Source organism: Acidovorax sp. IB03, assembly GCF_016406015.1.
In the GTDB taxonomy this organism is placed as follows: domain Bacteria; phylum Pseudomonadota; class Gammaproteobacteria; order Burkholderiales; family Burkholderiaceae_C; genus Acidovorax; species Acidovorax temperans.
In genome coordinates, this window is sequence record NZ_JAEFCH010000027.1 from 1 (window position 1) to 20944 (window position 20944).

Genomic DNA, 20944 nt, shown 5'->3' on the forward strand with positions numbered 1-20944 from the left:
CGCAAGGCGTTTGCAAGCAGGCTCATCAAGCAAAAAAGGGAACGTGTTGAACACGTCCCCTTTTTACTGGATCAAGCCGCCTGCGGGCTTAACTGACTGGCATTGGGCCCTGGCGGGGCTTTTTTTTGCCCGGTGCGAGAACGCAGCCGCCATGCGGCGGCCCAAGGATCAGCGCGCCGACAGCCCGTCAAAACAGGTGCGCACCACCAGCTCCACGATCTCGGCGTCCGAGTACTGGCCGCCATCCTTGAGGAAGGTGACGACCGGGTCGCACGCGCGGGCGTACAGGGTGTACAGCACCACCAGGGGCGGCAAGGTGGGGTTGATCAAGCCCTGGCCCTGGGCCTGCACGATCCATTCCCCGATCTGGTCGCTGACAGTGACCAGCCCATTGAGGTAATCCTTGTTGGCCATGAGCACGGCGCGCAGGCTGGAGTTGCGGCTGGGCAGCAGTGGCATCTCGTTGGTGATGAGCCGCTCCAGCGACCAGCGCACCAGCGCCTGCAGCTTTTCCAGAGGCGGCATCTCTGCAGCAAGCCCATCAAGGTAAGTACGCACTCTCGCCAGAATCTGCACCATGGCTGCACTGCACAACTCTTCCTTGCTGCTGAAGTGCTTGTAGAGGCTGGCCTTGGCGATGCCGACCGCGTTGGCCACGTCGTCCATGGTCATGGCGTCATACGCCTTTTCGCCCAGCAGGCGGCAGGTGGCTTGCAGAATGGCCTCCTCGCGGGCGAGGTGCATCTGCTCTTTGAAAGAAACTTTGGTGGGCGGCGTCGACATGGCACGCATCTTATCCATTACGGTAAAAAAACAAATGCAGTAGTTGCATTACAACTACTACGTTCACGTCTTTACCGTCGTTTCGCCGACAGACCCATGCGTACGGATGCGAGCCAGTGCAGGCCAGCCGCTCAGGTCACCAGCGTGTTGGCCGCCGTCGCCTTCAGGGCTTCCGTCAGTGCGTCCAGCAGCTCCGACTCCAGATTCCAGCAGTGCCAGTACAGCTGAATGGGCAGGAAATGCCCCGGCACCAAATCCACCAGGCTGCCATCGGCAATCGGGCCCCGGGCCAGCAGTTCGGGCATCACACCCACGCCCCAGCCTGCCGACACGGCGCGCATCTGCCCTTCGGTGCTGGGCACGAACAGGTGGTTCAGCGCCACGCGCTTGAGCCCAAAGGTGCGCGCCACGAATTCGGCGGCCATATCGTCCTTGCGGTTGAACGACAGAAACGACACATCGCGAAAGTTGTGCGGCGTCAGCCCCTGGGGCAGGTGCTTGCGGGCAAAGTCGGCTGAGGCCACCGCCACGTAGTGCATGGCGCCCAGCGGCACCATCTTGCAGCCGCGCAGCGCCTGCTTGAGCGTGGTGACGCAGCCCAGCACCTGGCCCGAGCGCAGCCATTCCTGGGTGAAATCCTGGTCGTCGGTGATGATTTCGAGCGGCAGGCGCTGGCGCACCAGGTCGTGCAGCGCGCCCATGGCCCAGGTGGCAATGCTGTCGGCATTGATGGCGATGGAGATGCGCTCGTCTTCGCGTGAGCCCCCCGGGGCGCTGGGGGCCAGCTCCTGCAGGTCGCGCTCCAGGTCGGCGCGCAGCAGGCGCAGCTGCTTGGTGTGCTTGAGCAGCAACTGCCCCGCGCTGGTGGGCTTGAGCGGGCGGCTGCGCACGATGAGCACCGAGCCCACCTGCGCCTCCAGCGCGCGCAGGCGTTGCGACACGGCGGATTGGGTCACGTTCAGGCGCTGGGCGGCGCGCTCAAAGCCGCCCTCCTCCACGATGGCGGCAAGGCATTCGAGGGCGGCGGGGTCGTAAGTGCTCATGGCTGAAACGCTGCAAAAGGGACGGAAAACAGGCGGCCCAACATTAGCTGCCCTGATGAATTTTGATTAAGTTTAATTTTGCTTTTTGTTCAGCGCAATGTGCCGCACACTGCGCCCTCATGAAAACCATTGTCCTCGGCGCCGGCATCATCGGCATCAGCACAGCGTGGCACCTGCTCGAACGCGGGCATGAGGTGGTCGTCGTCGATCGCCAACCCGACGCTGCCCTTGAAACCAGCTTTGCCAACGCGGCACAGATCTCGGTGAGCTATTGCGAGCCGTGGGCCAACCGCGAAGCGCCGCTCAAGGCGCTCAAGTGGATGTTCGACAAAGAGGCACCGCTGCTGTTTCGCCCGCAGTTCGACTGGGACCAATGGCGCTGGGGCCTGAAGTTTCTGGCGCAGTGCAACGACACGGCGTTTGAGCGCAACGTGCAGCAGATTGTGGCGCTGGGCGCCTACAGCCACGCGGCCCTCAAGGACCTGGTGGCCAGCACCGGCATTGAATACAACCGCCTCGAACGCGGCATCGCCCACTTCTACACCGACCAGAAATCGTTTGACGCCGCAGGCCACGCGGTGGAGCTGATGCGCAAATTCGGCGTGCAGCGCCGCCTGGTCAGCCGCGATGAGCTGCTGAAGATCGAGCCAGCCTTCAAGGCCTATGGCGACAAGATCACCGGCGGCACCTACACCAGCACCGACGAAAGCGGCGACGCCCGCGTGTTCACGCAAGAACTGGCCCGCCGCTGCGCCGCGCGGGGTGCGCAGTTCCTGTACGGGCACGATGTGCTGCGCCTGAACAAGATTGGTGATGCTATTGATTCTGTAGCTGTTATCGCTCGCAACACGGGCGCTAGCGGCCAAAAAGACTTCATCCTCAAGGCCGATGCCTTTGTGGTGGCCTGCGGCTCGTACAGCGCGCCGCTGCTGCGCACCGTGGGCGTGGACTTGCCCATTTACCCCGGCAAGGGCTACAGCGCCACCTTCCCGCTACTCAAGCCCGAAGGCGCGCCCATGGTCTCCACCATCGACGACGGCAAGAAGATCGCCATGAGCCGCCTGGGCAACGTCCTGCGCGTGGCCGGCACCATCGAGCTGGGCGGCTTTGACATGAGCCTGGACAGCCCCGTGGCCCGCGCCCGCTGCCACATGCTGTCGCGCCGGATTGCCGAAATTTTGCCCGGCGTGTGCGACACCCGCACACCCGAAGAAGGCGGCAACCCCCAGTACTGGACGGGCCTGCGCCCCGCTACGCCCACCAATATCCCCTTCATTGGCCAAACCCGCGTGGGCAAGCTGTGGGTGAATGCAGGCCACGGCACGCTGGGCTGGACGCACGGCGCAGGCTCGGGCAAGGCCATGGCCGAGCTGCTGAGCGGCGAAGTGCCCGCGATGAACTTCGGCTTTTTGGGCGTGCAGGCCCCGCGCGCGGTGCGCGGCGCCGTGGCGGCCTAGCGACGACGCACCCGGCATGCCGCAGCTACCATCGGCGGCATGTCGAACACCACACCGCATTACCTCTTTCTCACCACATCCACCCGCGAAAGCGGCCACCTGGGCAACACCGAATGGCTGGCCCAGCAGGCCGCCGCTGCGCTGCCTGCGGGCACGGTGCAAACCTGGCACCACCTGGCGCGCATGCACCTGCCGCCGTTTGTGGACCTGCGCCACACCGTGGGCACCTACCCCGCGCCCGAGGGCGACCTGAAGACGCTGCTCGACGCGACGCTGGCGGCCACGCACATCGTGTTCGTGTCGCCCGTGTACTGGTTCAGCATTCCTTCGCCGCTCAAGACCTATCTGGACCACTGGAGCGGCTGGATGCGCGTGCCCGGGCTGCCCTTCAAGGAACAGATGGCCGCCAAGTCGCTACACCTCATCACCACCAGCGGCGACCGCGCCAAGGCCCAGCCGATGATCGACTCGGTAGAGCTGTGCGCCAAGTTCCTCTCCATGCCCTGGGGCGGCGCCCTGTGGGGCAAGGGCGGGCCGCCCGGTGCGGTGCAGGCAGATGCGCAGGCCGTGGCACAGGCCGCGCACTTTTTGCTATCAAAATAAGAGCTGCTAGCGCTTTCCATATCAGCGCCAGAGCCCGATTTCATTCAAAGCCAGGCCCGATCAACGCTGCAGGCCAGGTGGCTTCACCCCGGCCACAGCGTCGGCGCCCTCCAGCAGCCGGGTGTTCATCCAGTGGCGCAGGTCACGCCACATGGCGCGCACCTCGGCATCCGGCGGCATGCGCAGGGCGTGCTCCAGCTCGATGGTGAACACCGGCACGCCCCGGTGCAGGCCGCCGTAATGCCCCAGCGAGCCGGGGAACACGCCCAGCTTGTCCATGCGCAGGCGGCCCAGCCGCAGCGGCGGGTCGTGGGGGCCGTCAAAGTCCAGCACCCCATAGGGCGCGTGGATGCTGACCACCAGTTGCGGCTGAAACTGGTCCATCTGCTGGTGCAAAAAGCGCGATTCGGGCTCGGACAGCGGCGTGTGGCCGGGCCAGCGGCGCGGGTCGTTGCGGGTGCGCTTTTCCCAGTACACCGGGGCTTCCTCGGCCCAGCCGGGCGTGGGGAAGTTGCGGTTCAGGTCCACACCGCCTGCGTTCACACGCGTGGGTTTGGGGGCCAGCAGGCCGTCGGGGTTCAGCACAGGGATGAAGCGCCAGTGCACGGGCGCTGGCTCGTCCGCGTCCACCGCCCCCTCGGCCGCCGCCATGCCAATCCAGCGCAGGGCCAGCGATGCGGCGGTGAGCTCGTCGCCATGCATGGCGCCCACCACCAGCACGCGCAGCGGCTCTGCGTCGGGCTGGCCTTTGGCGGCAGCACCGGCGTGCGTCGGTACATCCCGCCAATACAGCGGCGCCCCCTGGCGTGACAAGGTACCACTGGCCTGCAACCGGGTGGCCACGCACTGCGCGCGCGACAGCCCAGGCAAGCGCGGCAGCAGCGTGGTGCAGGCGGCCTCAGCCACCTCGGGCAAAAAAGGCTCTGCGACCGCAGTGACCGGCGGGGAAGCTGGGCTGGCCGGGCGTGGCACGTCGGCCTGCAAGGCCCCCTTCTCAGCCTGGGCAGACAGCAGCGCCAGGCCCGAGGGCCCATCGCCCGCCCGGCCATACACCCCATCGGGCGCCGCCGTGGTGGGCCACAGTTGGGCAGGCCCCCACCACGCGGCGGCCACGCAGCCTGCGGCCAGCAAGGAGAAACCCAGCCAGCGCACGGCAGATGCGGGGGCTGGCGTTGGTGCGGCGGCGTTCAATGCAGCACCCGCTGCGTGGCCAGGAAGTCGAGCAGTGCCGCGTCGAACGCTTCGGGGTTTTCCAGCTGCGGCCAGTGGCCAACGTGCGGCAGGCTCAGGTGCCGGGCATCGGGCATCAGCTGGGCCAGGGCCTCCAGCGCGGCGGGCGGTGTGCAATGGTCAGCCTCACCACCCACCAGCAAGGTGGGGGTGTGCACGTTCACCCAGGCCTGGGCCCAGCGGTCAAAACCCTGCATGGCCTGCAAGGCGCGGCGGTAGGTGGCGGGGTGCACTTGCGCCAGCGCGTGTTCGGCCAGACGCACGCCTTCGGGCAAGGCGCCGGGGCCTATGCACTGGGGCACCAGGGTCTGCGCCAGTTGCTGCATGCTGCCGCCCGGCTGCTGCGCGGCGTCCAGCGCCCGCTCGCGCGGGGCCAGCCAGTCCTGTACGGCCTGGGCATCCAGCGCCGGGCCACCGGCGCACAGCACCAGGCGGTTCACCACCTCGGCGCGGCGCACGGCCACTTCCAGGGCCAGCATGGCGCCCATGCCGTGGCCCACCAGGGTGACGGGGCCGCACTGCAGGGCATCGATGAGTGCCACGCAGCTTTGCGCCAGGCCTTTGAAGGTGTAGGGCTCAATCGGCGCGCTGTGCCCATAACCGGGCATGTTCCACGCCACGGCGCGGTAGCCTGCGCTGGCCAGCATCTCCACTTGGGGGGCAAAGGTCAGGTAATCGCCGTCGGCGTCGTGCAGCATCAGCACCGTGGGGCCGGAGCCCAGGATAGAGAAAGTGGGAAGCAAAGCCATACAAAAAAGAGTGCCGGGTTGCCTGCGCCGCACGCGCGCGCAGGTGGCACTCCATAATAGTTCCATCCCCCTTTGATGCCGGCCCCGCGCCCGAACTTTGTGAACAGCCCCCTGCCCCGCCCTGCCCTGGCACTGCCGCCCAGCTTCTCCTCGCGCGAATTTCGAAACGCGCTGGGCATGTTTGCCACGGGCGTGACCATCGTCACCGCCCGCAATGCGGCGGGCGAGCTGGTCGGGCTCACGGCCAGCTCGTTCAACTCGGTGTCGCTGGAGCCCCCGCTGGTGCTGTGGAGCCTGTCGCATGGCGCCAGCAGCATGCCCGCGTTTGCCAATGGCTCACACTACGCCATCCATGTGCTGGCTGCTGACCAAAAAGCCCTGGCCGAACGCTTTGCCACGCGCGGCATTGACCGCTGGGCCGGCGTGGAACACTGCCCCGGCATCAACGGCGCCCCGTTGCTGGCCGGCGCTGCTGCCACGTTTGAATGCTTCAACCGCAGCCAGTACAAGGAAGGCGACCACACCATCTTCGTGGGCGAGGTCGAGCACTGCGAACACCGCGAAGGTGCGTCGCCGCTGCTGTACCACGGGGGCAAGTTTTACACCGAGCACCCGTTGTAGGGCTCGTCTTCGCAGCGCCTGACGCTACGGATTTAATAGCTGCTAGCGCTTATTCCATAAGCGCTAGCAGCTATTTTTGTTTCAAACCCCATCACTGCACCTGCAGCGTGGTCCCCAACACGAGCCACCCCGTGCTTGCCTGCCACTGCACGCCCGTCACGGCGCTGTCGGCATTGGCAAAGCGCACCGCGTAGGCGGGAGTGGCCGCCAGAGCGCTGGCGGCATCGGGTGCACCGATGTGCACGCGGTAGCTGCCGGGGGCCTGGGTGGCGGGCAGCGTGACCTCGCCAGCCCATTGCAGCGCCTCGCCCGGGCTGGCCTGCCGCAGGTCGGTGCCCGCCAGGGGCAGCACCGTCGCCTCGTTGGTGGCGCTGACCAGGGTCAGCGCCAGGTTGCGCGCATTCATCGGGCGGGCCCAGCCCTGGTTGCTGAGGGACACCTGCCAGGCCAGCGAACCGCCCGGCGTGGCCACGGCACCGTGTGTCACGGTCTGCAGCTGCAACCGGTAGCCCAGCTTGCGCGACACCTCAGCCATGCAGCCGCCCGCCTGCCACTGGGCGAAGAAGCCTTCGTAGTAGTCGCGGTTCAGGTAGGTCATGTGGTACGCCGCGCCTTCGCGCAGGATGTCTTCGCAGGCCATGCGGGCCTGGGCCGCCACGGGTGGGGCGCAGGTCTCGCCCCCAGCGCTCGTCACTGCGCTGGACTGCTGGGCGTAGGTGCGCAGCGTGGCCGACTGGGCGGGCGTGTCGGCCCAATAGGTGCCCACGTCGTCGGGGCTGGCCAGGAAGCAGTCGTTGTGCTGGCCAATGCGCGCCGCAGCGGTGGGGCTGGGCGCCAGCAATTGTTCCAGCGTGGGTGGCGTGGGGTACCACGCCGCCAGATCACCGGGGTAGCGCACCTGCAGCTGGCGGCTGGCGGGCACGGCCTGCAGCAACGCATCGCGCACGGCCGCCTTGTTGGCCGGAGTGGTGAGCTTGTTGGACGAGGTATGCCACTCGCCCCAGGCCCCGATGAAGCCGCCCTGCACCGCGGCAATCACATCCGCATTGGCCTGCAGCACCGGCTGCAGCTGGGTGATGTGGCGCTTGACGCGCGAGAGCGTGGCGTCCTGCGCGTTGAGATAGTCGGACTCGGTTTCAGGGTAGTTGTAGGCAAACCGCACCACGGCCTTGAGGCCCTGCTTGCGCAGGTTGGCAAAGCCCGTGTTCAGCTTGGTGAGGTAGGTGCTGGGCAAATCCCGCGTGCGGTAGGCGCTCAAATCGCCCGGGGTGTAGACGAGCCGCTGGCCGTCTGCCACCACGTAGGCGAGCGAGGTGGCGGTGATCTTGGAGGGGTCGGTCGCAAAGCGGTAGAAGCCGCGCTCGGGGTTGGGGAAGTCCTGGTCGGACGGGGAGAGGCTGACTTCGGCCAGCGGGGCGGTGGAGGCCAGCGCCATGGCCTTGCCCATGGCTTTAGGCTGGGGAACCTCTGCTACGGCGGGCGGCGCCCCCGGGCCGCCAAACGGAATGGTGACGCCGTCGTTTTCGGCCGAGCCGCCGCAGGCTGCCAGGGTGGCGCACACCAGAGCTAAGGCCGTCCAGCTCTTGCGCTTTGGGTGGTTCATAAGCCCTCCGCAATGGTTGACGCATTGTTACACCAACCGTTGCAGCGGGCACGAGCCCCGCGCGCCTTAGCGCACGGTGTCGGGCAACTCAATCTTCACTTCGAGCACTTCCAGGTTGTCCTGGCGCTCCAGTTGCACCTTGAGGTCTTCGGGGTTGATCTTCACGTACTTGGAGATGACGGCGACCAGCTCGCGCTGCAGGGCGGGCAGGTAGTCGGGCTCGGCGGCGCTGCGGCCATTGCGCTCGTGCGCCAGGATGATCTGCAGACGTTCTTTGGCAACGCTGGCGGTTTTTTTCTTCTCACCCAGGAGAAAGGAGAGGAACGAAGCCATGGCTTATTTGCTCCCGAAAAGGCGTTTGAAGAAGCCGGGCTTTTCTGCCTCGATGAAGCGCAGGGGCTTTTCCTGGCCCAGGAAGCGGTCGATCACGTCCTTGTACGCCTCAGACACATCACTGCCCTGCGCGTGGATGGCGGGCGTGCCCTGGTTGGACGACTGCAGCACCACTTCAGATTCAGGAATCACGCCGATGAGCTTGATGCGCAGGATGTCCTGGATGTCTTCCAGGCTCAGCATCTGGCCGTCTTCCACGCGGCTGGGGTTGTAGCGCGTGATGAGCAGGTGCTCCTTGACGGGCTCGCCGCCTTCGATGGCGCGCTTGGTCTTGCTGCCCAGCATGCCCAGGATGCGGTCGGAGTCGCGCACGGAGGACACCTCGGGGTTGGTCACCAGCAGCGCCTCGTCGGCAAAGTGCATGGCCATGAGGGCGCCACTTTCAATGCCGGCGGGCGAATCGCAAACGATGTATTCAAAGCCCATGCCGGCCAGGTCCGACAGCACCTTGCCCACGCCGTCTTGCGTGAGGGCGTCCTTGTCGCGGGTCTGGCTGGCGGCCAGCACAAACAGGTTGTCGCACTGCTTGTCCTTGATCAGGGCCTGATTCAGGTTGGCCTCGCCGTGGATGACGTTGATCAGGTCATACACCACGCGGCGTTCGCAGCCCATGATGAGGTCCAGGTTGCGCAGACCGACGTCGAAGTCGATCACGGCAGTCTTGTGGCCGCGCAGGGCGAGGCCGGAGGCAAAGCTGGCGCTGGTGGTGGTCTTGCCCACGCCACCTTTGCCGGAGGTCACGACGACGATTTTGGCCATGTCTTGTTAGTTCTCAGTGGGTTGATACGAATCGGATGGGGCCCATCAAGCCAGAGGCTCAATGATGAGTTTTTCACCGTCCAGGCGAACCTGGGCGGGCTTGCCTGCCACGTTGTCGGGCAAGGCGGTTTCTGTGGTGCGGTAGATGCCTGCAATGGAAACCAGCTGCGGCTCCAGGCAGGTGCTGAAAATGCGGGCCTCGGTGTTGCCCCGGGCGCCAGCAATGGCGCGGCCGCGCAGCGGGGCATAGACGTGGATGTTGCCGTCGGCAATCACCTCGGCGCCAAAGCTCACCACGGCCATCACCACCAGGTCGGCGCCGCGCGCATACACCTGCTGACCTGAGCGCAAGGGCTTGTCCACCACCACCGTGCCGGGGCCGGGCATGGGCACTTCGCGCACCACCTCCACCTCGCGGATCACTTCACGCACCACTTCCACGGGGGCGGGGGCTTCTGCACGGGCGGGAGGAGCGTCGGGGGCAGCGGCCAGACCGGCGGCGCGGGCGGCTTCCATCTGGGCGGGGCTGCCACCGCGCACAGCCACGGGCAAGGTGCGCTGCTGGCGCAGTTGCTCGGCAATCGCGGCAAAGTCGATGGGATCTTCGGCCTCGCGCACGGGCGCAAGGTCGATCAGCACGGGGTCAAAGTCGAAAAAACCGGGCGCATCGGCCACGCGCTCGGCCAGGTCCACGGCAAACTGCGCCGCGTCCGTGGTCTTAAGCACCACCGCCACCACGGGCAGTGAAGCACTTTTGAGGTCAAAACTGGTGCGGGATTGCGCCGCCGTTTCAGTGGCCATGGAGGGGAAGGTTCAATGGCTGCACCACCGGGCGCAACCCAAAGGCCTGAGTGTAGCGGCAGCGCATGGCCCGGCGGTGCACGGCGGGGCGACCGCTCACATTCGCTTGCATGAGAAGTTGCCCTGGAATGGACGCTCAGGCGCCCTCGCGCTGCCAGGGCGACAAATGCGCTCCGCAGTGCAGGCAGTAGCGCGCCTCGGGCAGGTGGCCTTCGGTCAGGCACTCGGGGCAAGTGCGGGTGGTGGGCACCTGCGGCGCCACCCCCCGCTGCGACGCCATTTCGGCCGTCACGATGCCCGTGGGCACGGCCAGCGTTCCCCAGCCCAGCAGCATCATGACGGAGGCGATGAAGCGGCCCATGTCCGTCTTGGGCGTGATATCGCCAAAGCCCACCGTGGTCATGGTGGTGATGGCCCTGTACACGGCCGTGGGGATGGACTCAAACCCGTTGCTGGGGCCTTCCACCACGTACATCAGGGTGCCCATTACCAGCACGATCATGAGCACCGCCGTCAGAAACACAGTGATCTTGCGGCGGCTGGCCCGCAGCGCCTGCCCCAGGCTGCTGTATTCGGTCATGTACGCCGTGAGCTTGAACACCCGGAAGATGCGCAGCAACCGCAACACACGCACGTCGATGAGCACATGGGCCTCGGGCAGCAGCAGCGCCAGATAAGTGGGCAGCAGCGCCAGCAGATCCACGATGCCAAAAAAGCTGGTGGCGTAGCGCAGTGGCTGGCGCACGCACAGCAGGCGCGCCACGTATTCGATGGTGAACAGCAGCGTGAACACCCATTCGGCGGCCCAGAACACCTGGTGCCAACGGGCCTGCAGGGCAGGTACGCTGTCAGCCACCACCACGGCCACGCTGGCCAGAATGAGCACGATCAGCGCCACATCAAACCACCGCCCCGCGCGCGTGTCGGCTTCAAAAATGATGGTGTACAGGCGCAGGCGCCAGCCCTGCAAAGCGGTGTCGGTGCCTGGGGTGTCGGGGCTGGAAGGGGCGTGAGGCATTCCGCTATTGAAACCCGAAGCGGCTCGGCTGTCACTTGACCATAATCAAGCGATGAGCCCCACCCGCAAAGCCCACCTCGACACTTTCGCCATCACCCTGCTGCTGGCTTGCTGCATGTTCTGGGGGTTCCAGCAGGTGCTGCTCAAGGCCACGGTGGCCGAGGTGCCGCCGGTGTTCCAGGCCTTTGTGCGCTTTGCCATGGCCACGGCGGCCATCGGCGCCTGGTGCCTGTGGCGCGGGCGGGTCGCCCCTGGCGCTGCAGCGCCGCCCGGCAGTTGGCGGGCCGGCCTGCTGGCCGGGGCGCTGTTTGCGGGCGAGTTCGCGTGCATCTACGTAGGTTTGCAATACACCTCTGCCTCGCGGCTAACGGTGTTTTTGTACAGCTCGCCCTTCTGGGTGGCGTTGCTGCTGCCGCGCTTTATTCCCGGCGAGCGGCTGTACACCTGGCAATGGCTGGGCCTGGCGGCGGCGTTTGTCGGCGTGGGGCTGGCACTGGGCGACGGGCTGGCAGGCCGCGCTGCTGGCGCGCACCCGCTGGCCTGGCTGGGCGATGCGCTGGGGCTGGCGGCGGGGCTGATGTGGGCACTGACCACGGTGGTCATCCGCAGCACGGCCCTGGCCCGGGTGGCACCAGAGCACCAGTTGCTCTACCAGGTGGCAGTGAGCACCGCCCTGTTGCCCCTGTTGTCGCTGGCGCTGGGCGAGACCTGGTCGTGGGACTTCAGCGCGTTTGCCTGGGCATCTCTCCTAGTTCAGGCTCTGGTGGGGGCGTTTGCGAGCTACCTGGCCTGGATGTGGATGCTGGCGCGCTACCCGGCCACCAAGATGTCTTCGTTTGTGTTTCTGACGCCGGTGTTTGCACTGCTGTTTGGCGCGGGCTGGCTGGGCGAGCCCATCACCGCAGGCCTGGTGGCGGCGCTGGGCCTGGTGGCGGTGGGCATTGTGCTGGTGAACCGCAAGCCCACGGCAGCCTGAATCTTCTGAAAATTGAGTAAAAACAGGCTCTTCTAGCGAATGCTAGTGATGCACTCGATAAATGTCGTACGTCGAAATCGTCGTTTACAGACGTGCGGCGATTTCCATCACTACTATTCGCTAGAAGAGCCTAAAAACAGCCTCTAGCGCTTATATAGCAAGCGTCAGCAGCTATATTTTCAATAGCAAATCAGAGCTTGGGAATGCGGATGCGGCTGATCATCAGCGAGCCGGACGCAGCAAACAGCAGCACCAGCGGGTGCAGCGTGAAGCCCGCCAACACCATGTTGCCGCCCCACAGGTTGGGGCCCACGGCCCCCTGGGCGGCGGCCAGCGCGAGCAGGCCCACCAGCACGATGGAGGTGGGAATGGGCGTGCCCTCAAAGTATTTCACCTTGCCATCATCGCCCGAGAGGTTTTCGGCCGTGACGTTGTAGCGCGCCAGGCGCGACACCCCGCAGGCCACGAAGTAGGCCAGCACCACGCGGTCATACAGGCCCTGCATGCCGCAGCCGTAGGCAATGATGGCGGGCGCCACGCCAAACGAGATCACGTCGGCCAGCGAATCCAGCTCGCGCCCCATGGCCGAGCTTTTCTGGCGCCAGCGGGCGATGCGGCCGTCCAGCACATCAAAAATCAGCGCCGCCAGCACCAGGGCGGCGGCAAAGTAGATGTGCACCACATCCTGCGTGGCCAGGTACGACATGGCTGAAAACAGTGCCCCGACGCCACAAACCGCGTTGCCAAGGGTGAACCAGTCCGCCAGATGGAATTCGCGGATCATGGAAAAACGTTTGGGGTGCTGGGGTGTGTTCATGGGAAGTGCGTCTGTGGAGCACAGTCAAAGCAAAGTTCAATTATGGGCGTGCAGGTCGCCAACGCCCCGGTATCTGTGGCGGCGCAGCGGGTTTCAGGCGGCCACCCTGCAGGTTAACAGCTGGACGAGTCCCCCAGCCGCTGCCCCACGCCCGGCACGGCTTTCTTCACCACAGCCAGTCGATACGCCTGGTGTCGCAGCGTACGGCTAGGCCGTTGGCAAGGTCTGCGCCCGCTCGGCCGCAAAGGCCACGTACCAATCCAGGCAGCCCGGGTTGGCCATCGCGTCCTTGTTCACCACCTTCTCGATGGGCTGGCCCAGCAGCAGCTTCTTGATGGGCAGCTCTTGCTTCTTGCCGCTCAGGGTGCGGGGCACTTCAGCCACGGCAAAGATGTCGTCGGGCACAAAGCGGGGGCTGAGCGCGGTGCGCACCGCCGCGTTGATGCGCGCGCGCAGGGCCTCATCCAGCGCCTGGCCGGGGCGCAACACCACAAACAGGGGCATGTAGCTCTCGCGGCCCAGGTATTCCAGGTCCACCACCATGCTGTCCAGCACCTCGGGCAAGGCCTCGACAGCGCTGTAGATCTCGCTCGTGCCCATGCGCAGGCCATGGCGGTTGATGGTGGCATCAGAGCGGCCATAGATGGTGCAGCCGCCGTTGGTGCCGATCTTGAGCCAGTCGCCGTGCCGCCACACCGCGCCCATGCTGGCGGGGCCGTCGCCACCGCCCGGCTGGCGGCCGTGGCCTGCGGGGTACATGTCAAAGTAGCTCGAGAGATAACGCGAACCGTCCTTGTCGCCCCACAGGTACAGCGGCATGGACGGCAGGGGCTGCGCACACACCAGCTCGCCCACCTCGTCCGTCACCGGCTGGCCCTCGGCGTTCCAGGCTTCCACCGCTGCGCCCAGCATGCGGCATTGCATCTCGCCGGGCACCTGGGGCATCTCGCGGTTGCCGCCGATGAAGGCGCCGCAGAAATCCGTGCCACCAGAGATGTTGTTCCACCATATTGGTTCGCCCCCACGCTCCCCCACTGCGTGTGGGTCGCTGCCCCCGGCTGGGGAAGGGCCCCCGGCTTGGCCGGTGCGGGGGGCCGCGCCTTGCTTGGGGCGGCCCGGCGCTGCGGCGTTGTCGCGCGTGCCCAGCGCCTCAAACTGCGCCGTGCCCCATTGCTGCACCTCGGGCGACAGCGGCGAGCCGGTGGTGCCCAGCGCACGGATGCGCGTGAGGTCGCCATAGTCACTCAGCGTGATGCCCGCCTTCATGCAATTGGCAAAGAATGCCGCGCCCGCGCCGAAGAAGGTCACGCCGGTGTCGGCCGCAAAGCGCCACAGCACGCCCCAGTCGGGGTGCTCTTTGCTGCCACCGGGGTTGCCGTCAAAGATGACGCAGGTGGTGCCCGAGAGCAGGCCGCTCATCTGCGCGTTCCACATCACCCAGCCGGTGGAGCTGTACCAGTGGTAACGCTCGCCGAAGCTGTTGGCCTCATAGCTGCAGCCAATGTCGTTGTGCAACACCTTCAATTGCAGCGCCACCAGCATGCTGCCGCCGTGGCCGTGCACGATGGGTTTGGGCAGGCCGGTGGTGCCGCTGGAATAGACGATCCACAGCGGGTGGTCAAACGCCAGCCACATCGGCTCAAAGGCCGCAGTTTCTGCGTCATTTCTGGCTGTAGCGCTCGCCCAGTTTGCGCAGCCAGCTATGGAAATTGAAGCATCCAGATTGCCCAGCAGCAGCACGTGCTGCAGGCTGGGCAGCCCGGCACGCAGCTCGGCCAGCACGCCGGTGCGGTCGTGGTCGCGCCCGCCGTAGCTCACGCCGTCCACGCTGATGAGCACCTTGGGCTCGATCTGGCGGAAGCGGTCGAGCACCGCGTGCGTGCCCATGTCGGGCGCGCAGATGCTCCACACCGCGCCAATGCTGGCAGTGGCCAGGAAGGCGATCATGGCTTCGGGCACGTTGGGCAGGTAGGCGGCCACACGGTCGCCCGGCTGCACGTCCTGGGCCTTGAGGTGCAGCGCCAGCGACGCGACCTGGCGGCGCAACTCGGGCCAGGCCAGTTCGCGGTGGTTGCCTTTTTCATTGCGGCTGATGATGGCGGGCAGGCCTGCGGCGTGCGCCGCATCGACGTGGCGCATCACCTGGCGCACATAGTTCACCTGGGCGCCCGGAAACCACTGCGCACCGGGCATGGTGTTTTTGGCCAGCACGCCCGTGTGGGGCGTGGGCGACTGCAGGTCAAAGTAGTCCCACACGCTTTGCCAGAAGGCATCCAGATCGGTGACCGACCAGCGCCACAGCGCGTCGTAGCTGTCGAACTGCAGGCCGCGGGTTGCGTGCAGCCATTGCTGGTACAGGCGGATTTGCGGAACGTAGGGCGGCGCGGTGCCCTGGGCCGATGTGCCCCGGCCGTGGGGAATGTGTTTTGTCTCCATGCCGCCAGCGTAGCAGCGCCGCTGTGAAGTAGCCACCCGGGGCAGTCACGCGGTTGACGGCTGACCAGGGCATCTGGCAGGCAGAGGGTTGCCTTGGTGCGGCGCGGCGGCGCCCAAAAAAAAGAGCCCCGCAATGCGGGGCTCTTTGAATGGAATTGGCCTCCAGCGCTTATTCAGAAAGCGCCAGCAGCTATTATTTTCATAGCATCACTTCTTGCCACCGGTCTTGTCGCGCATGCGGTCGGCACGCGAGCCTGGATCGGGGTGGGAGGACAGCATCTGGTCGAGCCCGCCCTGTTTGCCGCTGAGCGACGCCAGCTTGCGGAAGGCCGACTCCAGCGCCTTGACGTTGTACTTGTGCTTTTGCATGAAGGCCAGGCCGTAGTCATCCGACTCGGTTTCCTGGCTTTGCGAGAACTGGCTGTTGAACATCTTTTCGCCCAGCGCGCCCAGTTCGGAATCGGCCAGCTTGGCTGCCGTGCCGCTGGAGGCCGCCACAGCCTTGCGGCCAGCGGAGGCCATGTAGGCGGTGCGCATGGCGCTCATGGTGTGGGCGTGCTTGACGTGGCCGATTTCGTGGCCGATGACGCCCAGCAGCTCCTGGTCGTTCATCATGTCCATCAAACCTGCGTACACACGGATGGAGCCGTCGGCCGTCGCGTTGGCGTTCACATCCTTGCTCAGGTACACCTTGAAGTTGAGCTGCAGGCCGTCTTCATTGACGTGCTTGCGCGTCAGGCGCTCGAGGCGCTGGGCGTATTTGTTGTTAGGCGGCGCCAGCTTTTCGGTGCGGTCTCCATAGGCGCGGTACTGCAGTGCCACCGACTTGAGTTCCTCGTCCGAGACTGTCACGGCCTTGAACATATCCACCGCCGCGCCAACCTGGTTTTCTGTCTTGGAGCCGCCCGAACCCACTGCACCCGTGGTGTTCAAGGCCGAAACCACGGCCGACAGCCCGCTGGCCGAGCCCCCCTCGGTGGTCACACAGCCGGTGAGCGCCAGCGCGCACGCCAGGGCGTGTACGTCATTTTTTTCATGTTGATTCCCTCGTTGAAATAAGCACCGCCACGGGCGCTGCCACTGCCACTGCCACGGTGGTCATGGCAGGGCGCGCTCACCGTGGTGCGGTGGGATGTTGTTGTCAGAACGGCGCACCATTGTTCCATGCACCCGTGCCAAACGACTTCCCACCCCAGGCAATTGCAACCGTTCGTATCTTTCGCCTATGGTGTGCAACGCGTCGCCTTTTGTAACACCAGATGGGTGGATTGGGAGGGAAACACCCCCAGTCAGCTCATGTTACGTTACATATGTCACGCTTTGCGGGTGAACCGTGTGCACCCGCACCACAGCGTTTTTCCGGGCCCCTTTGATGCATTGCAAGGCACGGCCGCATACCCCGGCCCACAATGCCTGCTCCTTTTTTGCGCCAATGGCACACCCTCTCATGCACATGCACAGCGACGTACTCATCGTGGGCGCCGGGCCAGCGGGCCTGTCGCTGGCCATCTCTTTGGCAAAAGCGGGCTTTACCGCCACCGTGCTGGACCAGAACCCCACCGCCGCGCTGGAGCAGCCCGCGCCCGACGGCCGCGAGATCGCGCTCACCCACCCCAGCGTGGCCACCTTGCAGCGCCTGGGTTCGTGGGCGGGCCTGGCCGCCAGCGAGATGGGGCACATCCGCGCCGCCCATGTGCACGACGGCCCGGTGGGCGCACACAGCGCCATGCAATTGCAGGCGGCGCACGGCGCTGGCGCTGCACCCGCGCCATCGATGCCACTGGGCTTCATCGTGCCCAACCACGCCCTGCGGCGCACGGCCTATGGCGTGGCCGCCAGCACGCCGGGCGTGCGCATCGTGCCGGGTGCGCAAGTGCACCGGGTGGCCACCCTGCCCACGCACGCAGAGGTCGATTACACCGACGCTGCCGCCCCCGGCCAGGCCAGCCAGCGCCTGTGCGCACCGCTGGTGGTGGCGGCCGACAGCCGCTTTTCTGCCGCACGCCGCCAGCTGGGCATTGGCGCCCAGATGACCGACTTTGGGCGCACCGTCATCGTCTGCCGCATGCGCCACACCGAGCCCCACGCAGACACCGCCCACGAATGCTTTGGCTACGAACGCACGCTGGCCGTGCTGCCCCTGCCTGACGACGCAGCGGGCCGCCCGCAATGCTCGGTCGTGGTCACGGCGCAGGCCGCCGACGCCGCACGCCTGATGGCGCTGGAGCCCACCGCATTCACGGCCGAGGTGCAGGCGCAGTTCCAGCACCGGCTGGGCGACATGGAGCTGATCGAGCAGCGCCACGCCTACCCGCTGGTCGCCGTGTACGCACAGCGCTTCACCGGGCCGCGCTGCGCCCTGCTGGGCGACGCCGCAGTGGGCATGCACCCGGTCACCGCCCATGGCTACAACCTGGGCCTGGCGGGGGTGGAGCGGTTGACGCAAGCGCTGGAGGCCGCCCGCCAGCGAGGGCAGGACCTGGGCGACGCCGCCGCGCTGGCGCCTTATGCCCGCGCCCACCACCTGCACGCCTGGCCTATCTATCAAGGCACCAACGCCATCGTGCGGCTGTACACCGACGCCCGCCCCCTGCCCCGCCTGTTGCGGCAAGCGGTGCTGCAAGGCGCGCGGCACCTGCCGCCGCTCAAGGCGGCCATCGTGGGGCAGCTCACCGGCAAAACACCGGCCTGGCAAACGCCGCTGGCACGGCTGGGCACAGCCCTGGCGGCTGCCAGGCCAGGGCGCTGAAGGGCTCGCCGGGCCGGCACTTGGTAAAGCCCGGTTACGTTGATGGCGCGGTAGCCCGCGAAGGCGGCGCGCACGGGCCACTATGATCGGCAGCCGCGCGGGCAGGGCTTCTGCCCGGCCGTTGCGCTGCGGTTCCGCCGCCCTGCCCTCGGTCTTCCTCGCCTTACTTCACTGCTTTCACTGCCATGCCCACCCTGATGTCTGCCTGGCCCGCCGTGGCCCTGCTGCTGCCCGCACTGGTGCTGCTGTCGGCCGTTGTGTTCCTTGCCAAAGGCGACCGCCGGTCTTTTTCGTACCTGATGGCGCTGCTGGCCTGCTACCTGGTGGGTGCCCTGCTCATGGAGTTCTTCGTCTTCATGGCCGCCCGCATGGCGCGCCCTGGCACGGCGCAGGCCGTCCCGGTGCTGGGCGCAGGCACCAAGCAACTGCTGGAGACGCTGAGCAACCCGCGCTCCATCGCCGCTCCTCCCCTGTCACTGCCCGCCATCGCGGCGTATTCGGTGCTGGCGTCCTACCTCTGGGTGCTGGTGAGCTGGGGGCTGCACCTGCGCGGCAAGAAAGCGGGCTCGGGCAAGAAGAAGGCCAGCAGAAGCAGCCGCAAGCCCGCCAAGGCCTGAGAACCCGTCAAAAGACCGGGGCAGTCACTTGCCCATCAGCATGCCCACCACCGCGGCCACCCCGGCAGCGAAGAGGTCGCCAGTGATGGAATCTTCCGCTTCGCCGGAAAAGCGTTTTCTCTGCTGTTCGCGCTGCGCGCGGTTGCGGTCCCGCTCCAGCATCACCAGGGCGTCGGCCAGGTCGGGGGCGGAGGGCGCTGCAGCGGGCGCCGCCGCCACCCGGTAGCCTTCCAGCGCTTTTTTCACGGCCTCGGGGTCAATCAGCGAGAACGCGGCGCGGCAGTACGGGCAGGCGTGGTCTTTGCGAATGTCCACCGGCGAGCCGCAGCCGGTGCAGTAGATGGCGTCCACGCGCCGGGCCAAATCATCCACCTCCGCGCGCGTGAGGTGGCGCACAAAGCCCTTTTCGACCATGAAAGACGAAAACGCGCTGAAGCGCCCGTGCTGCTGCGCGCAGCGGTACACCATGTAGCGGCCGCTGCGCACCACGTCGAACGACGGCGCCAGCGGTCGCACGCAGCGCGGGCAGGCCAGCTGGCGCTGCAGGGGGCGGCGCTCGTCCGTGCGGTGCTGGTGCAGCAGCGTAAACAGCTCTACCACGGCCTGGGGGCTGAGCTTGAGGTTTTCGCGGTGGTCAAACCAGATGCCCTGGCACGCAAAGCAAATGTCCAGCTCCACCACGCCATGGCCCAACCCATGGTCGTGGCCGTCGAGCTGGTGAACCTCCATGGGCAGGCGGCAAGAGGGGCACAGGGGCGTGGGCTTCATGGCGGGCAGGGTGGCAGATGACTCGTCTCGCGCCCGAAGCGGGCGCAACGCCCCGCATCCTAACTGCTGCCCCGAAGCGGCCTGGGCGCCAACAGCCGGCCAGGCAGCGCCTTCACACGACGCAACAACAGGCAGAAATCCACTAGCATCCAGCACACGAATTTTTACAAGGAATACACCATGGGATTGATGGACTGGAAAGTCAAAAGCCCCGACGTGCTGCAGCAAGGCGGTGTCGTTGGCCCGGACGAGCGCCTGCCGTGGCCGCAAACGGCGGTGATGGGTGTGCAACACGTGATTGCCATGTTTGGCGCCACGGTGCTGGCCCCCATCCTGATGGGGTTCGACCCCAACGTGGCCATTCTCATGAGCGGGCTGGGCACGCTCATCTTCTTTCTGGTCACCGGCGGCAAGGTGCCCAGCTACCTGGGCTCCAGCTTTGCCTTCATTGGCGTGGTGATTGCGGCCACGGGCTACGCGGGCAAGGGTGCCAACGCCAATATCGGCGTGGCACTGGGCGGCATCATTGCCTGCGGCCTGCTGTACACGCTGATCGGCGCACTGGTGCAGGCCATTGGCACACGGTGGATTGAGCGCTGCATGCCCCCCGTGGTCACGGGCTCGGTGGTGGCGGTGATCGGCCTGAACCTGGCAGGCATCCCCATCAAGAACATGGCCGCGAGCAACTTTGACAGCTGGATGCAGGCCGTCACCTTCGTGTGCGTGGGCCTGGTGGCTGTGCTCACACGCGGCATGGTGCAGCGCCTGTTGATTCTGGTGGGGCTGATTGCCGCCAGCATCGTCTATGCCGTGCTGACCAACGGCATGGGCCTGGGCAAACCCATGGACCTGTCGGCCCTGGCCAATGCGCCCTGGTTTGGCATGCCCAGCTTTGCGGCCCCGGTGTTCAGCGGCAGCGCCATGCTGCTCATCGCCCCGGTGGCCATCATCCTGGTGGCGGAGAACCTGGGCCACATCAAGGCCGTGACAGCCATGACCGGCCAGGACCTGGACCGCTACATGGGCCGCGCTTTCATTGGCGACGGCATTGCCACCATGGTCAGCGGCAGCGCTGGCGGCACGGGCGTGACCACCTACGCCGAAAACATCGGCGTGATGGCCGCCACCAAGATCTACTCGACCGCGGTGTTCCTGCTCGCTGGCGTGTTCGCTCTGGTGCTGGGCTTTTCGCCCAAGTTTGGCGCGCTGATCCAGACCATTCCGCTGCCGGTGATGGGTGGTGTCTCCATCGTGGTGTTTGGCCTGATCGCCGTGGCGGGCGCCAAGATCTGGGTGGACAACAAGGTGGACTTCTCGCAGAACAAGAACCTCATCGTGGCGGCCATCACCCTGATCCTGGGCACGGGCGACTTCACGCTGAAGTTTGGTGAATTTGCCCTGGGCGGCATCGGCACCGCCACCTTTGGCGCGATCATTCTGTACGCATTGCTCAACCGCAAGGGTTGAGCGTTTACCAGCCTGCCGCCGCCTGCGCGGCAGGCTCACCCCAAGCGCCCGATC

20 protein-coding genes are annotated in these 20944 nt (G+C 66.2%); 7 read left to right on the top strand and 13 right to left on the bottom strand.

Annotated elements, in window-relative coordinates; translation table 11 throughout:
• Positions 1–168: 168 nt before the first annotated feature.
• Positions 169–792: a TetR/AcrR family transcriptional regulator gene (locus IHV84_RS14140; RefSeq protein ID WP_370541290.1), complete on the bottom strand. Its 624-nt coding sequence runs from the start codon at positions 790–792 to the stop codon at positions 169–171.
• A 122-nt stretch (positions 793–914) separates the two neighbouring features.
• The gene (locus IHV84_RS14145) at positions 915–1826 is read right to left on the bottom strand and encodes a LysR family transcriptional regulator ArgP (protein ID WP_044397099.1); all 912 of its coding nucleotides are present in this window, start codon (positions 1824–1826) and stop codon (positions 915–917) included.
• A gap of 119 nt (positions 1827–1945) precedes the next feature.
• On the opposite strand from IHV84_RS14145, the gene IHV84_RS14150 reads away from it, so the two are divergent.
• Both IHV84_RS14150 and IHV84_RS14155 read left to right on the top strand, forming a co-directional pair.
• A complete protein-coding gene (locus tag IHV84_RS14150) occupies positions 1946–3283 on the top strand; it encodes a D-amino acid dehydrogenase (RefSeq protein ID WP_198847339.1) in 1338 nt (445 codons plus the stop codon).
• A gap of 39 nt (positions 3284–3322) precedes the next feature.
• Complete coding sequence (locus IHV84_RS14155) at positions 3323–3886, top strand: NAD(P)H-dependent oxidoreductase (RefSeq protein WP_198847340.1); 564 nt, start codon at positions 3323–3325, stop codon at positions 3884–3886.
• 60 nt (positions 3887–3946) lie between these two features.
• Here IHV84_RS14155 and IHV84_RS14160 read toward each other — a convergent pair whose 3' ends face one another.
• Positions 3947–5077: a M14 family zinc carboxypeptidase gene (locus IHV84_RS14160; protein ID WP_233100027.1), complete on the bottom strand. Its 1131-nt coding sequence runs from the start codon at positions 5075–5077 to the stop codon at positions 3947–3949.
• Positions 5074–5865, bottom strand: a complete 792-nt coding sequence (locus IHV84_RS14165) for an alpha/beta fold hydrolase (protein ID WP_198847341.1) — start codon at positions 5863–5865, stop codon at positions 5074–5076. The genes IHV84_RS14160 and IHV84_RS14165 overlap by 4 nt, the downstream gene beginning before the upstream one ends.
• Positions 5866–5964: 99 nt before the next feature.
• Here IHV84_RS14165 and IHV84_RS14170 point away from each other — a divergent pair, with 99 nt between their 5' ends.
• Positions 5965–6486 (top strand): flavin reductase family protein, encoded by a 522-nt coding sequence (locus tag IHV84_RS14170; RefSeq protein ID WP_198847374.1) that lies wholly within the window; start codon positions 5965–5967, stop codon positions 6484–6486.
• 91 nt (positions 6487–6577) lie between these two features.
• Here IHV84_RS14170 and IHV84_RS14175 read toward each other — a convergent pair whose 3' ends face one another.
• From IHV84_RS14175 to IHV84_RS14195, 5 genes are all read right to left on the bottom strand, one after another.
• The gene (locus IHV84_RS14175) at positions 6578–8089 is read right to left on the bottom strand and encodes a DUF4832 domain-containing protein (RefSeq protein WP_198847342.1); all 1512 of its coding nucleotides are present in this window, start codon (positions 8087–8089) and stop codon (positions 6578–6580) included.
• A gap of 66 nt (positions 8090–8155) precedes the next feature.
• A complete protein-coding gene (gene minE / locus IHV84_RS14180; protein ID WP_044397094.1) occupies positions 8156–8422 on the bottom strand; it encodes a cell division topological specificity factor MinE in 267 nt (88 codons plus the stop codon).
• 3 nt (positions 8423–8425) lie between these two features.
• A complete protein-coding gene (minD, locus tag IHV84_RS14185; protein ID WP_044397093.1) occupies positions 8426–9241 on the bottom strand; it encodes a septum site-determining protein MinD in 816 nt (271 codons plus the stop codon).
• A gap of 45 nt (positions 9242–9286) precedes the next feature.
• A complete protein-coding gene (gene minC / locus IHV84_RS14190) occupies positions 9287–10042 on the bottom strand; it encodes a septum site-determining protein MinC (protein ID WP_198847343.1) in 756 nt (251 codons plus the stop codon).
• Positions 10043–10178: 136 nt separating this feature from the next.
• Positions 10179–11060 carry an ion transporter gene (locus IHV84_RS14195; protein WP_198847344.1) on the bottom strand — a complete coding sequence of 294 codons (882 nt, stop codon included), beginning with the start codon at positions 11058–11060 and terminating at the stop codon, positions 10179–10181.
• Positions 11061–11112: 52 nt separating this feature from the next.
• Between IHV84_RS14195 and IHV84_RS14200 the strand changes: the two genes are divergently transcribed.
• Positions 11113–12036 carry a DMT family transporter gene (locus tag IHV84_RS14200; RefSeq protein WP_198847345.1) on the top strand — a complete coding sequence of 308 codons (924 nt, stop codon included), beginning with the start codon at positions 11113–11115 and terminating at the stop codon, positions 12034–12036.
• Between the two features lie 190 nt (positions 12037–12226).
• Here the strand turns inward: IHV84_RS14200 and pssA are convergent, their stop codons facing one another.
• From pssA to IHV84_RS14215, 3 genes are all read right to left on the bottom strand, one after another.
• Positions 12227–12853: a CDP-diacylglycerol--serine O-phosphatidyltransferase gene (gene pssA / locus IHV84_RS14205; protein WP_198847346.1), complete on the bottom strand. Its 627-nt coding sequence runs from the start codon at positions 12851–12853 to the stop codon at positions 12227–12229.
• 207 nt (positions 12854–13060) lie between these two features.
• Positions 13061–15289: an acetoacetate--CoA ligase gene (locus tag IHV84_RS14210; protein ID WP_198847347.1), complete on the bottom strand. Its 2229-nt coding sequence runs from the start codon at positions 15287–15289 to the stop codon at positions 13061–13063.
• A gap of 207 nt (positions 15290–15496) precedes the next feature.
• Positions 15497–16273 (bottom strand): M48 family metallopeptidase, encoded by a 777-nt coding sequence (locus IHV84_RS14215; RefSeq protein ID WP_370541288.1) that lies wholly within the window; start codon positions 16271–16273, stop codon positions 15497–15499.
• Positions 16274–16736: 463 nt separating this feature from the next.
• On the opposite strand from IHV84_RS14215, the gene ubiM reads away from it, so the two are divergent.
• Positions 16737–18038 carry a 5-demethoxyubiquinol-8 5-hydroxylase UbiM gene (gene ubiM, locus IHV84_RS14220; RefSeq protein WP_233100029.1) on the top strand — a complete coding sequence of 434 codons (1302 nt, stop codon included), beginning with the start codon at positions 16737–16739 and terminating at the stop codon, positions 18036–18038.
• 185 nt (positions 18039–18223) lie between these two features.
• Positions 18224–18655, top strand: coding sequence for a hypothetical protein (locus IHV84_RS14225; protein ID WP_044397253.1), 432 nt, complete (start codon positions 18224–18226; stop codon positions 18653–18655).
• A 24-nt stretch (positions 18656–18679) separates the two neighbouring features.
• On the opposite strand, the gene IHV84_RS14230 is transcribed toward IHV84_RS14225, so the two are convergent.
• Positions 18680–19423, bottom strand: a complete 744-nt coding sequence (locus IHV84_RS14230) for a zf-TFIIB domain-containing protein (protein ID WP_198847349.1) — start codon at positions 19421–19423, stop codon at positions 18680–18682.
• Between the two features lie 180 nt (positions 19424–19603).
• Between IHV84_RS14230 and IHV84_RS14235 the strand changes: the two genes are divergently transcribed.
• Complete coding sequence (locus IHV84_RS14235) at positions 19604–20890, top strand: solute carrier family 23 protein (RefSeq protein ID WP_066696626.1); 1287 nt, start codon at positions 19604–19606, stop codon at positions 20888–20890.
• The last annotated feature ends 54 nt before the right edge of the window (positions 20891–20944 follow it).

Excerpts from the sequence above, each read along its gene's own strand:
- minE (WP_044397094.1), bottom strand. The coding sequence starts at position 8,422 with ATGGCTTCGTTCCTCTCCTTTCTCCTGGGTGAGAAGAAAAAAACCGCC.
- minD (WP_044397093.1), bottom strand. The coding sequence starts at position 9,241 with ATGGCCAAAATCGTCGTCGTGACCTCCGGCAAAGGTGGCGTGGGCAAG.
- IHV84_RS14140 (WP_370541290.1), bottom strand. The coding sequence starts at position 792 with ATGCGTGCCATGTCGACGCCGCCCACCAAAGTTTCTTTCAAAGAGCAG.
- IHV84_RS14150 (WP_198847339.1), top strand. The coding sequence starts at position 1,946 with ATGAAAACCATTGTCCTCGGCGCCGGCATCATCGGCATCAGCACAGCG.
- pssA (WP_198847346.1), bottom strand. The coding sequence starts at position 12,853 with ATGAACACACCCCAGCACCCCAAACGTTTTTCCATGATCCGCGAATTC.
- IHV84_RS14210 (WP_198847347.1), bottom strand. The coding sequence starts at position 15,289 with ATGGAGACAAAACACATTCCCCACGGCCGGGGCACATCGGCCCAGGGC.
- IHV84_RS14175 (WP_198847342.1), bottom strand. The coding sequence starts at position 8,089 with ATGAACCACCCAAAGCGCAAGAGCTGGACGGCCTTAGCTCTGGTGTGC.
- IHV84_RS14165 (WP_198847341.1), bottom strand. The coding sequence starts at position 5,865 with ATGGCTTTGCTTCCCACTTTCTCTATCCTGGGCTCCGGCCCCACGGTG.
- IHV84_RS14225 (WP_044397253.1), top strand. The coding sequence starts at position 18,224 with ATGCCCACCCTGATGTCTGCCTGGCCCGCCGTGGCCCTGCTGCTGCCC.
- ubiM (WP_233100029.1), top strand. The coding sequence starts at position 16,737 with ATGCACATGCACAGCGACGTACTCATCGTGGGCGCCGGGCCAGCGGGC.
- IHV84_RS14230 (WP_198847349.1), bottom strand. The coding sequence starts at position 19,423 with ATGAAGCCCACGCCCCTGTGCCCCTCTTGCCGCCTGCCCATGGAGGTT.
- IHV84_RS14235 (WP_066696626.1), top strand. The coding sequence starts at position 19,604 with ATGGGATTGATGGACTGGAAAGTCAAAAGCCCCGACGTGCTGCAGCAA.
- minC (WP_198847343.1), bottom strand. The coding sequence starts at position 10,042 with ATGGCCACTGAAACGGCGGCGCAATCCCGCACCAGTTTTGACCTCAAA.
- IHV84_RS14145 (WP_044397099.1), bottom strand. The coding sequence starts at position 1,826 with ATGAGCACTTACGACCCCGCCGCCCTCGAATGCCTTGCCGCCATCGTG.
- IHV84_RS14155 (WP_198847340.1), top strand. The coding sequence starts at position 3,323 with ATGTCGAACACCACACCGCATTACCTCTTTCTCACCACATCCACCCGC.
- IHV84_RS14195 (WP_198847344.1), bottom strand. The coding sequence starts at position 11,060 with ATGCCTCACGCCCCTTCCAGCCCCGACACCCCAGGCACCGACACCGCT.
- IHV84_RS14200 (WP_198847345.1), top strand. The coding sequence starts at position 11,113 with ATGAGCCCCACCCGCAAAGCCCACCTCGACACTTTCGCCATCACCCTG.